At 63.2% G+C, this 11,834-nt stretch carries 10 protein-coding genes; all 10 read left to right on the forward strand.

All coding sequences use genetic code 11. The features are described 5' to 3' along the window. Positions 1–36 precede the first annotated feature (36 nt). The 10 genes from AC1RT2_RS31230 to AC1RT2_RS31275 all read left to right on the forward strand — a co-directional run bounded on the left by AC1RT2_RS31230 (position 37) and on the right by AC1RT2_RS31275 (position 11,632). Positions 37–1,233, forward strand: coding sequence for an ABC transporter substrate-binding protein (locus AC1RT2_RS31230; RefSeq protein WP_493108292.1), 1,197 nt, complete (start codon positions 37–39; stop codon positions 1,231–1,233). Between the two features lie 106 nt (positions 1,234–1,339). Continuing rightward, positions 1,340–2,098: an ABC transporter ATP-binding protein gene (locus AC1RT2_RS31235; protein ID WP_286157338.1), complete on the forward strand. Its 759-nt coding sequence runs from the start codon at positions 1,340–1,342 to the stop codon at positions 2,096–2,098. 10 nt (positions 2,099–2,108) lie between these two features. Then, positions 2,109–3,023 carry a branched-chain amino acid ABC transporter permease gene (locus AC1RT2_RS31240; RefSeq protein ID WP_083243111.1) on the forward strand — a complete coding sequence of 305 codons (915 nt, stop codon included), beginning with the start codon at positions 2,109–2,111 and terminating at the stop codon, positions 3,021–3,023. Beyond that, positions 3,023–4,081 carry a branched-chain amino acid ABC transporter permease gene (locus AC1RT2_RS31245; protein WP_493108295.1) on the forward strand — a complete coding sequence of 353 codons (1,059 nt, stop codon included), beginning with the start codon at positions 3,023–3,025 and terminating at the stop codon, positions 4,079–4,081. Before AC1RT2_RS31240 ends, AC1RT2_RS31245 begins: the two co-directional genes overlap by 1 nt. Beyond that, a complete protein-coding gene (locus AC1RT2_RS31250) occupies positions 4,074–4,778 on the forward strand; it encodes a GntR family transcriptional regulator (RefSeq protein ID WP_493108297.1) in 705 nt (234 codons plus the stop codon). The genes AC1RT2_RS31245 and AC1RT2_RS31250 overlap by 8 nt, the downstream gene beginning before the upstream one ends. A 26-nt stretch (positions 4,779–4,804) precedes the next feature. Continuing rightward, positions 4,805–6,835, forward strand: coding sequence for a hydantoinase/oxoprolinase family protein (locus AC1RT2_RS31255; protein ID WP_493108299.1), 2,031 nt, complete (start codon positions 4,805–4,807; stop codon positions 6,833–6,835). Positions 6,836–6,846: 11 nt separating this feature from the next. Beyond that, the gene (locus AC1RT2_RS31260; RefSeq protein WP_493108301.1) at positions 6,847–8,544 is read left to right on the forward strand and encodes a hydantoinase B/oxoprolinase family protein; all 1,698 of its coding nucleotides are present in this window, start codon (positions 6,847–6,849) and stop codon (positions 8,542–8,544) included. Positions 8,545–8,548: 4 nt separating this feature from the next. Next, positions 8,549–8,740, forward strand: a complete 192-nt coding sequence (locus AC1RT2_RS31265; RefSeq protein ID WP_069062488.1) for a hypothetical protein — start codon at positions 8,549–8,551, stop codon at positions 8,738–8,740. Between the two features lie 97 nt (positions 8,741–8,837). Continuing rightward, positions 8,838–10,142: a 4-aminobutyrate--2-oxoglutarate transaminase gene (gabT, locus tag AC1RT2_RS31270; protein ID WP_493108303.1), complete on the forward strand. Its 1,305-nt coding sequence runs from the start codon at positions 8,838–8,840 to the stop codon at positions 10,140–10,142. After that, positions 10,139–11,632: an NAD-dependent succinate-semialdehyde dehydrogenase gene (locus tag AC1RT2_RS31275; protein WP_493108305.1), complete on the forward strand. Its 1,494-nt coding sequence runs from the start codon at positions 10,139–10,141 to the stop codon at positions 11,630–11,632. The genes gabT and AC1RT2_RS31275 overlap by 4 nt, the downstream gene beginning before the upstream one ends. Positions 11,633–11,834: the final 202 nt, after the last annotated feature.

Here is an 11,834-nt window from a genome sequence, read left to right on the forward strand (position 1 = left end):
ATGGCGGTGCATCGTTCATCGCCAAGGGGAACGACGATGAGATCTGTTGCTGTGGCCGCCTCGGCCGCAATTGCCCTTCTGTTGCCTGTGACCAGCGTACGTGCCGAAGAGCCGATCAAGATCGGCTTTGCCATCGCGGAATCCGGCTGGCTCTCGAACTACGACAGCGCGCCCTTCAAGGCGGCCGTCATGAAGATCGAGGAAATCAACAAGGCTGGCGGCCTGCTGGGGCGCCAGATCGAATATTCCGTCATGGACACCAAGACGGAGCAGGCGCGTGCGGCATCCGTCGGCGCGCAGCTCGTCGACGGCGGCGTCGACATGCTGGTCGTATCCTGCGACTACGATTTCGGTGCGCCAGCGGCTCTAGCCGCCAAGCAGGCGGGGAAAATAGCCTTCAGCCTTTGCGCGGCGGATCCGAAGATGGGCGTTCAGGGCGTTGGTCCGCTGACCTTCACCGCCAACAGCGCGGCACAGTCGGAAGGCATCGCGATTGCTGAATATGCTCAGAAGAAGATGAACCTGAAGTCGGTCTACGTGCTCGAAGACCTGACGATCGAATACAACAAGTCGGCCTGCGCCGGGTTCCGTGCGGCCTGGGCCGCGGGTGGTGGCGAGGAAACGATCCTCGGCAACGACACGTTCAAGAACGACGACCCGTCGATCGCCTCGCAGATCACCCGCCTCAAGGGGCTCGCAACGCAACCGGAAGCGGTTTTCGTCTGCTCGTTCACGCCGGGCGGGGCTTCCGCCGTGCGCCAGCTGCGCGCCGCTGGCATCGATCTTCCGATCCTCGCCAACACGGCGATGGTCGACAATTACTGGCTGAACGCCGTGCCGGGCCTGAAAGACTTCTACCTGCCCGCCTTCATGTCGCTTTACGGCGATGATCCGCGCCCGGAAATGAACAAATTCCTCGAAAGCCACAAGGCGCGTTACGGCGAGCCGCCTGTCTCTTCCTACTCGGTTCTCGGCTATAGCCTCATCGAGCAGTGGGCCTATGCGGTCGAGCAGGCGAAGACGACGGAATCCGAAGCGGTGGTCGGCGTCATGAACACCTTCAAGGACCAGCCGTTCACCGCCGGCCCGACGTCGTTTACCGATCAACTGCATATCCAGGTCGACCGTCCTTGGTTGATCATGAAGGTCGAGAACGACTCCTTCCGTGCCGTCGAGGTCTACCGGAACTCGTTCAAGCCGGACATGAAGCTTCTGTTCCGCGTCGGGCAGTAACCGGCTGCGATCCGCCGGCCGCATGGCGGTGCGGCTGGCGGAACCAATCTCCTGAAAAATTTACAGACGAGCTTACGAATAGGTCTCGCCCGATATGTCACGTCCATTGAAAAGATCGGCTCCGAAAGAACGGCTTGAAGCCCGCGGTGTTGCCGTTGCCTTTGGCGGCATCCGGGCGCTCAGCGGTGTCGACCTCGAACTCCGGCGCGGCGAAGTTCTCGGCCTCATCGGTCCGAACGGCGCCGGCAAGACGACCATGGTCAATGTGCTGAGCGGCTTCCAGCGTCCGACCAGTGGTAGCATCCAGCTTGACGGCGTCGATGTTTCGAAACTGACGGCCCGCAAGATCGCCCAGGCCGGTGTCGGCCGCAGTTTCCAGGCGGCGCGCCTCTTCCGGGCGATGACAATGGAGCAAAACCTCTCCGTCGCGGCCATCGGCAGCGGGCTTTCGCTGAGGGCCGCCCGGGAGCGGGCGCTTGATATCCTTGACTGGATGGGTCTGGCCAAAAAGGCCGATCACCGCTGCGACAGCCTTTCCTATGGCGATGAGCGGCGCGTCAGCATTGCCCGGGCACTTGCCTTGCAGCCGTCCTTTGCGCTGCTTGATGAGCCGGCCTCCGGCATGAACGATGCTGAATGCGAGGCGCTGATGGAAATCATCGCCGAGCTACCGGCCCGCTTCGGCTGCGGCGTACTGCTGATCGAACACAATATGAAGGTGATCATGGGGGTGTGCCAACGCATCCATGTACTCGATGGCGGGCAGAGTCTCGCCGAGGGCTCACCACAGGATATCCAGATGAATCCCGCCGTCCGCCGCGCCTATCTGGGCGAAAAGGCGGGTGACAGCACCCTCGCGATCTAGGACCGACGCCATGGCCAACATCGTTCAAGTTCTCGTCGATGCGATTGCGCTGGGCAGCCTTTATGCTCTTGTCGCACTGGCGATCGGCCTCGTCTTCGGCGTCATGCGGCTCGTCAATTTCGCGCAGGCCGACTACATCACCATTGGCGCCTATGCGCTGGTGGTGCCGACCGCGAGCGTCACGCCACCGCTGTTGCTCGGTGCGTTGCCGTCTGCGTTGATGATCGGTGGCGTGCTCGTCGTCGTGATGGCTCTGGCGCTTCTGACCGAGCGTGTGGCGTTCCGGCCGCTGCGCAATTCCAACCCGTCGACCCTGCTCATCTCCTCCTTCGCCGTCAGCTATTTCCTGCAGAACCTCGTCATGCTCGTCCATACCGGCCGGCCGAAATCGGTCGGCATCGGACAGGGCCTTGCCAATGCGGTGGAGATCGGCGGCGTGCGTGTTCCCGGCATCCAGCTCCTGACCATGGTCGTCACTGCCGGGCTGCTCGTTGCGCTCGTGCTCTTCCTCAAGAAGACGCCGCTCGGCATCCAAATGCGGGCGGCGGCGGAAAACTTCCAGATGGCCCGCCTGCTCGGCATGCCGGCAAACCGGGTGATCGCGCTCGCCTTCGCCATCTCCGGCCTGCTCGGCGGTGCGGTCTCACTGCTCTTGACGATCCAGACCGGCACGCTCGACCTGCGCATGGGCCTGATGCCTGTCGTCTACGCTTTCTTCGCCACCGTCATCGGCGGCATGGGCTCTCTGCCGGGGGCAGCGCTCGGCGGGTTTCTCGTCGGTGTCGTAAGCGTGCTCCTGCAAACCTATTTGCCGGCCGATCTGCGACCCTTCCGCGATGCCGGCGTGTTCATGATGGTCATCCTGATCCTCCTCGTGCGCCCACAGGGCCTGATCGTCACCAGCGCCGCGAAGGAGCGTGTATAATGAAGAGCGATACCATGTCCTTCGCAACGATCGGCCGTTTCTGGTTTCCGGTGCTTGCTCTCGTCGTTCCGCTTGCGATCATCGTCGTGGTGACGGGCCAGTTCGGCGGCCTGTCCATCCAGCGCACCGTCATTGAAATGCTGATCAGCATCGTCATCGTCGTCGGGCTTTACGTCTTCGTCGGCAATTCCGGCATCATTTCCTTCGGCCATGCAACCTTCATGGCGATTGCCGCTTACGCCTCCGCCTGGCAGACCTGCTGCGAGATGCTGAAGCCGATCACCATGTCCGGCCTGCCGCCGTTCCTGCGCGACCAGAGCATTCCGCTGCTGCCGTCCGCCGTGGTCTCGGTGCTGCTCGCGGGTGCCGCCGCTTTCTTCACCGGCCTCGTCATCATGCGGCTCACCGGTCTGGCGGCCTCGATTTCCACGCTTGCTGTGCTGTTCATCCTGAACGTCGTCTATTCCAACTGGGACAGCGTCACGATGGGCTCGGCCTCGATCGTCGGCCTGCCGACCTATGTGACGGCCTGGCTGGCACTGGGCTGCGCGGTGTTTGCGATCGTCATCGCCTATCTCTACCAGGTCTCCGCCTTCGGCCTTGCCATCCGCGCAACACGCGAAGACGAGGTCGCGGCGGCAGCGTCGGGCATCTCGCTCTATTGGTCGCGGCTCATCGCCTTCACGCTCTCGGGCTTCATGGTCGGTCTCGGCGGCGTCCTCCAGGCGCACTACCTTGGCACGGTGTCGATCAACAGTTTCTTCCTCAGCTTCACTTTCCTCGCACTCGCAATGCTCATCGTCGGCGGCATGGGCAGCCTTGCCGGCGCGGTCACCGGCGTCGTCGTCATCACGGCGATGGTCGATGTCTTCCGCCGGCTTGAAGGCGGGATTTCGATCGGCGGTGAGCAGTGGTCGCTGCCGGCGGGCACGCAGGAGCTTATCATCGCAGCCTTTATGCTGTTGATACTGGTCTTCCGGAAAGACGGAATCATGGCAGGGCGAGAAATGACCCTGCCGGAGCAGGAACAACGCGAGAAAGGGCTCATCAATGGCTAACAATCTACTCTTCAACAGCGACGAGCCAATTGGCATCATCGACAACAGGATGCTTTCCGACCAGGTTTCGGCCTTTCTCGTGCGCGAACTGATCTTCGGCCGGCTCCAGCCCGGCCAGCGCATCAACGAGGCGGAGCTGGCCCGCCAGCTCGGCATCAGCCGCAACCCCATACGCGAGGCGATCCGCCGGCTGGAGGAGCGTGGCTTGCTCGTCGCGGTTCCCCGCAAAGGCACGTTCGTGCGCACCTTCCTGCACAGCGATATCGACGAGATCTTCTCGTTCCGCGTCGTGGTCGAGCGCTTCGCCGTCGAGCAGGCGTTGCCGCAGATGACCGACGCCGACATCGAGCGTATTGCCGGCTTCGTCGATGCGATGGTCGCGGCCGCCAATGCCAATGACGAAATCGCGCTGGTCGAAAACGACCTCGCCTTCCACCTCGAAATCTGCCGGCTCTCGAAGAACCGCCAGACGTTGCACGCCTTCACCAACATCCAGGCGGAAGTGCAGATGCTCATCACCATGGCCGAGCGCCAGTTCGAGAGCCAGATGGCGGCGGCCGTCGATCACTGGCCGGTCGTCGAGGCGCTGCGCACCCGCAATCCCGAAAAGGCGATGGACGCCATCCGCGATCACATCCGCGATTCCTGGCGCCATCTGCTTGAAGCTTACGAGCGGGAAAACCCCCGCTCGTCCTGATCCTATCCATGAGAAAAGAGGGAACAATGCCTGACAGAAAAATCATCGGCATCGACATTGGGGGAACGTTCACCGACTTCGTTTCCTACGATGCGGCGACCGGCACCATCGAGAACTGGAAGAACCTCACGACGCCCTCCGAACCGATCGAAGGCGTGCTCCAGGGGCTCGGACAGGTGGACGATGTCGCCAGCGTCGACAAGATCCGTCTCGGCACGACGATCGCGACCAATGCGCTCCTGACGCGCCGCGGCGCCAAGGTTGCCTATGTCACGACATCAGGTTTTCGCGATGTTCCCTTCATCCAGCGCGGCGACCGCCGCAGCCACTACGACATTACCTGGATCAAGACCAAGCCGCTGATGAAGCGTGCTGACACCTATGAGATCGGCGGGCGTTTCAGCGCCAAGGGTGAGTTGGTCACGGCGCTCGACGAAGCGGCCGTGCGCGAGCTTGCCGCGACGATCAAGGCCGACGGTACGATCGAGGCGATCGCCGTCTGCACGCTGTTCTCCTATATCGACCCGAGCCACGAGCAGCGCATCCGCGACATTCTGGCCGAAGAACTGCCGGGCATGCCGATCTCGATTTCCTACGAGGTCCTGCCGAAGTGGAAGGAATACGACCGTGCCTCCACGACGATCGCGGACGCCTACCTGAAGCCGATTGTCTCCGACAATTTCCACCGCATGCAGAAGCGGCTCGACGCCATCGGTATCGGCGACCGGATCGGCGTGATCAAGTCGAACGGCGGTGAATCGACGCTGAAGGGAGCGGCCGAAGCGCCGGTGCAGATGACGCTGTCCGGCCCGACGGGCGCGGTCGTCGCCACCCGCGTTCTCTCCGAGCTGACCGGCATCAAGAACCTCGTCACCTTCGACATGGGCGGCACCTCCACCGATTGCTCGACCGTCGTCGACGGCATGGAGCATGTGACGACCAGTTTCGAGATCGAATGGGGCCTGCCGATCCAGATCCCGATGATCGACATCCACACGATCGGCGCCGGCGGCGGCTCCATCGCCTGGATCGACAAGGGCGGTATGCTGCGCATGGGCCCGCAATCGGCCGGTGCCGCGCCGGGACCGGCCTGCTATGGCCGCGGCGGCGAGAATGCCACCGTGACGGATGCGAACGTCGTGCTCGGCCGCATCAACCCCGATTACTTCCTCGGCGGCAAGATGAAGCTCGACGCGGAGGCGGCGCATCGCGCCGTGAAGAGGATCGCCGACCAGCTCGGCCTTGAGGTCGATGCGGCGGCTTTCGCCATGGTGCAGATCGCCAACAACAACATGCTCGGCGCGCTGCGTGCCGTTCTGCTCCAGCGCGGCCTCGATCCACGCGATTTCTCGCTCGTCGCCTCCGGCGGCGCGGGTCCGGTGCACATTTGCGACCTGATGGATATTTCCGGCATTCCGCAGGGCATCGTGCCGAACTATCCCGGCCAGTTCTCGGCCTTCGGCTTCATCATGACCGATGCCCGCGTCGACCGGCACCGCACCGTGCAGCAGATATCGAAGTACTTCGACGGTGCCCGTGCCACGGCGGCGATGACGGAACTGGTGGATGGCGCCATCGCCGAGCTGGTCTCGCAGGGCTACCAGCAGAAGGTGGAGATCTACCGTTCCATCGAGGCCCGCTATTTCGGCCAGAACCACGAGTTGGAACTGAGCTTCCCGGCCAACCAGTTTACCGAGGAAACCATCGCAAGCCTCTGGGAGCGCTTCCACGAGGAGCACCAGAACCGCTTCGGCTTCTCCATTCCCGGCGAGACCATCGAGACGGTCAATCTCAAGGTCGTGGCCGTTGCCGTTTCGGAAAAGCCGCAGATGCGGGAGCTCGAAAAGGGCGAGGGCACGCCTGCCTCTTCCGGCAGCCGCAAGGTGCGCTTCGAGGACGGCTGGCACGAGGTGAAGACCTACGACCGCGGCACCTTCAAGCAGGGCCAGACCGTCACCGGTCCCGCCATTGTCGAGGAAAACGCCTCCGTCACCACTCTGCAGCCGAAACAGACGCTCCGCGTCGACCGGCTCGGCAACCTGATCATTTCGGCCTGAGGAGTACCGTCATGGACTTCGTTACGATGAACATCCTGGAATCCAGCATGGTCTCTCTCTGCAAGGAGATGGGGATCGTGCTGATGAAGACGTCCTATTCGACGATCTTCAACGAGGCGCTCGACTTCACCTGCGGCCTCGCGGACATGAACGGCGACATGATCGCCGTTGCCGACTATTGCCCGGCGCAGATCGGCGGCATGCCGCTGCTCGTCAAATCCTGCCTCAAGGAAATCCCGATCGACGAGATCGAGGAGGGTGACGTCATCCTCCACAACGACCCCTATCGCGGCGGTCTGCACACGCCGGAGCATACTTTCTTCAAGCCGATCTTCGTCGATGGCGAGATCATGGGCTTTGCGGTGGCGATCGGCCATATCGCCGAAGTCGGCGGCATGGCGCCTGGCGGCTTCTGCGGTGAGGCCACGGAAATCTTCCAGGAGGGGCTTCGCATTCCCCCGGTGAAGATCAAGAAGCGCGGAAAGGACAATATCGAGGTCTGGAAGCTGCTTCTCGCCAATGTGCGCACGCCGCGCGTCAACTACGGCGACCTTCGCGCCCTCATCGCCGCCGTCGATCTCGGCGAAAAGCAGATGACGCTGATCTATCAGAAGTACGGCAAGGAGAAGATCAAGGAGACTGTCAACGACCTGCTGCTCTATTCGGAGCGCCGCATGCGCGCCGAACTGGAACTGATCCCGGACGGCATCTACGCCTTCTCCGACACGATCGAGAGCGACGGTATCGACGCCGACCGCACCTATACGGTCGCCGTGGAAGTGCACAAGCGTGGCGGCGAGATCATCGTCGACTATCACGGTTCCTCGCCGCAGGCTTCAGGCCCGATCAACGCGACGCTCGGCGTCGCCACATCGGCCGCCTACAACGCCGTGCTGCACATGACCGACCCGACGATCCCGCGCAATTCCGGCTGCTTCCGGCCGATCCGCGTGATGGCGCCGCCCGGCACCATCGTCAATGTCGATTTCCCGGCACCAGAAGTCGGCGGCAACACCGAAACCCACCCGCGCATCGTCGGCACCATCCTCGGCGCCATGGCGACGGCTGTTCCGCACCGCGTGATGGCGGCGGAAGGGGCGACGCATTGCAACTTCGTCTTCGGCGGCGTCGATGCCGATACGGGCGAATACTTCGCCTGCTACGATCTGGAAGCCGTCGGCTGGGGCGGCCGCGCCTTTGCCGATGGCAATGACGGCGTCGACTCGATCAACGGGAATTGCCGCATCACGCCGGTCGAAGTCTACGAGACGCGCTTCCCCTGGCGCATCGAAAGCCTCGCCTTCAACGTCGATGCCGGCGGTGCCGGCGAGTTCCGCGGCGGGGTCGGCTATTCCAAGCAGATGCTGTGCCTCAACGACAAGATCATCTGCTCGCAGATGACCGACCGCCATCTGCTGGCGCCGTGGGGCCTGAACGGCGGCACGGAAGGCGGCCTCGGCGCGACACTGGTCATGAAGGACGGTCGCGAGGACTGGCAGACGATGCGCGAAGCCTATGGCAAGGCCTCGACCAGCCGCTATTCCAACGTCTCGATCCGCCGCGGCGACCGTGTGCGGCTCGTCACCCCCGGCGGCGGCGGCTACGGCGAACCGGCAAAGCGCGACCCGGCAGCGGTCGCGGAGGATGTCCGCGAGGGCTACGTCTCCAAGGCGGCCGCCCAGAAACACTACGGCTACCAGGAGGCCTGAGACCATGAAGTTTTCGCTGAACGGGCTTTATATCGAAAGCTATACCAAATGCGCCAATTGCGGCGTCTTGATCTATGAAGCCTCGGAAGAGGATTCCAGCCGCAAGAAGACGCACGATGGCAGTATCTACTGCTCGCAGGAATGCGTCGATTGGAAGCTCGAGCGTGATGCCCGCCGCGCTAAGGCGACCGTCTAGGAATTGAGGTGCTGGTCCCGTCCATCAGGGGCGGGGCCTGCCATCTTGAAGCGCCGCGATAGCGGCGCACCATAACAAACTGTCCAAGGAGACATCCATGTCCACGAACGCTGCCTTCACGGCGCGGCGCGCTGCCGCTATTCCGGCCGGCCTGGCGAAACATCTCGACGTCTATATCGAGAAGGCGGAAAACGCCGAATTGTGGGACGTCGAAGGCAAGCGCTACATCGATTTTGCCGCCGGTATTGCCGTCAACAACACGGGTCATCGCCATCCGAAAGTGGTCGAGCGCGTGCGCAACCAACTCGACAAGGTCACCCACACCTCGTTCCAGACCACGCCCTATATCGACTATGTCACGGTCTGCGAGAAGCTGAACGCGCTGGTGCCCGGCGACTTCCCGAAGAAGACGTTTCTCGTCTCCACCGGCGCTGAAGCCATCGAAAACGCTGCCAAGATTGCCCGCGCCGCTACCGGCCGCTCGGCCTTCGTCGCCTTCTCCGGCGCCTTCCACGGCCGCACGCTGATGGCGATGACGCTGACCGGCAAGACCGCGCCCTACAAGGCCGGCTTCGGTCCGCTGGTGCCGGATGTCTTCCACCTGCCGTTCCCGATCCCCTATCACGGCATTTCCGAACAGGAATCGCTGACCGCGCTCGACCGCTTCTTCCGCTCCGAGGTCGATCCCACCCGCGTCGCCGGCATCTTCGTCGAGCCGGTGCAGGGCGAGGGCGGTTTCTACCCCGCGCCCGTCACCTTCCTGCGTACGCTGCGCGAGATCTGCGACAAACACGGCATCCTGCTGATCGCCGACGAGATCCAGACAGGTTTTGCCCGTACCGGCAAAATGTTTGCGATGGAACATGCCGGCGTTGCCGCCGATATCGTCACCATGGCCAAGGGGCTTGGCGGCGGTTTCCCGATTGCCGCCGTCACCGGTCGCGCCGACATCATGGACAAGATCCCGATGGGCGGCGTCGGCTCGACCTTCGCCGGCAATCCGCTGTCCTGCGCAGCGTCGCTCGCCGTGATGGAGATCATCGAGGACGAGAAACTGATCGATCGCGCCAACGCGGTCGGCAGCCGGCTGAAGGCGGTCTTTGAGGACTGGCAGGAGGGCAATGAGTTTGCCTGCATCGGCGAGGTGCGCGGCCTTGGCGCCATGGTGGCGATCGAATTCGTGCGCGACCGCGAGACGCGCCAGCCCTGGCCGGAACTGGTGAAGGCCATCACGCACACCGCCGCCGAAAAGGGCCTGCTGCTGCTCTCGTGCGGCGTGCATGGCAATGTCGTGCGCGTGCTGACGCCGCTGACCATCCCCTTCGACCATCTCGACGAGGGCATCGCCATCCTCAAGGACAGCCTGCGGGCGGCGCTTGAAAAGGTGGAGGCCGGGCAATGACGCTCGCGCTGCTGCACGACCAGGCCTTCATCGACGGCGCCTGGGCCGGGGCGGAGACGGGCGCGACCTTCGAGGTGCGCAATCCGGCGACGGGCGACGTTCTTGCCCGCGTCGCCGATCTTGCCGCCGCCGATGTCGAACGGGCAATCCTTGCGGCCGAGCGCGCGCAGGTGGACTGGCGCCAGCGCCCGGCCAAGGAGCGGGCAAAACTGCTGCGCGTCTGGTTCGACCTGATCACCGCCCATACGGAGGACCTTGCCCGGTTGATCACGGCCGAGCAGGGCAAGCCGCTCTACGAGGCGCGCGGCGAGGTGGCGTTCGGCGCTTCCTTCGTCGACTGGTTTTCCGAAGAAGCCAAGCGCATCTACGGCGACGTTATCCCGTCGGCCGGGCGCGACCGGCGCTTCATCGTGCTTAAACAGCCGATTGGCGTCTGCGCCGCCATCACGCCCTGGAACTTTCCGCTGGCGATGATCACCCGAAAGGCGGCCGCAGCACTCGCCGCCGGCTGCACCATGGTCGTCAAACCTTCGGAGGAAACGCCGCTGACGGCGCTCGCCATGGCCGAGCTCACCCGACAGGCCGGCATTCCGGCCGGCGTGCTCAACATCGTACCTTCGACGGATTCCGCCGGCATCGGTCGCCTGCTCTGCGAACATCCGGTCATCCGAAAACTCTCCTTCACCGGCTCGACCGCCGTCGGCAAGCTCCTGATGCGGCAATGTGCCGACACACTCAAAAAACTGTCGTTGGAACTCGGCGGCAATGCTCCCTTCATCGTCTTCGACGACGCCGACCTCGATCTCGCCGTCGCCGGCGCCATCGCCTCGAAATTCCGCAACTCCGGCCAGACCTGCGTCTGCACCAACCGCATCTACGTGCAGGACGGCATCCACGATGCCTTCGTTGCGAAGCTGACCGAAGAGGTTGCCAGGCTGAAGGTGGGAGATGGTGCTGTGCCGGAAGTGGTGCAAGGGCCGCTCATCAATGGTAAGGCCGTAGCGAAGGTGGCGGAGCTGATCGGCGACGCCGTGGGCCACGGCGCCCGCGTCGAAACCGGCGGGAAGGCGCACGCGCTTGGCGGCACCTGGTTCGAGCCGACGGTGCTGAGCGGCATGCAGTCATCGATGCGGCTCGCGCAGGAAGAGGCCTTCGGCCCAGTTGCACCAGTCTTCCGCTTCAAGGGCGAAGCGGAGGTTATCCGCCTCGCCAACGACACACGCTACGGCCTGATGGCCTATTTCTACGCACGCGACATCAACCGCATCTGGCATGTACTTGAAGAGTTAGAATTTGGCATGGTCGGCATCAACGAGGGACTGATCTCCACCGAACTCGCGCCCTTCGGCGGCATCAAGGAAAGCGGTTTTGGTCGAGAGGGCTCCAAGTATGGCATCGAGGAATATGTGGAGTTGAAATACGCCTGCTTCGGTGGGCTGCGGCGGGCACAACCTGAATGCCACAAGCAAAATACCGCAGGGTTGCAATGATCGCCGAAGCCTCCCGCGGCCTCAGTTTGGCCTTGCTGGGGCGTTTCTCTCAAAGGGTTGGTAGGTTCATCGCGACAGTGCGGGACAACCTCGGCCGTTCGGTGCTCGAAGCGCTAGCGACAAAAGGTAATCCTCCCGTTTTTAACGGGGCTCTACGGTAGAATTCACGCAGCCCTCTTCAGTTTTTGTGCGGGTGTGATGC

The organism is Shinella sp. GW821-FHT11G07 (genome assembly GCF_058808115.1).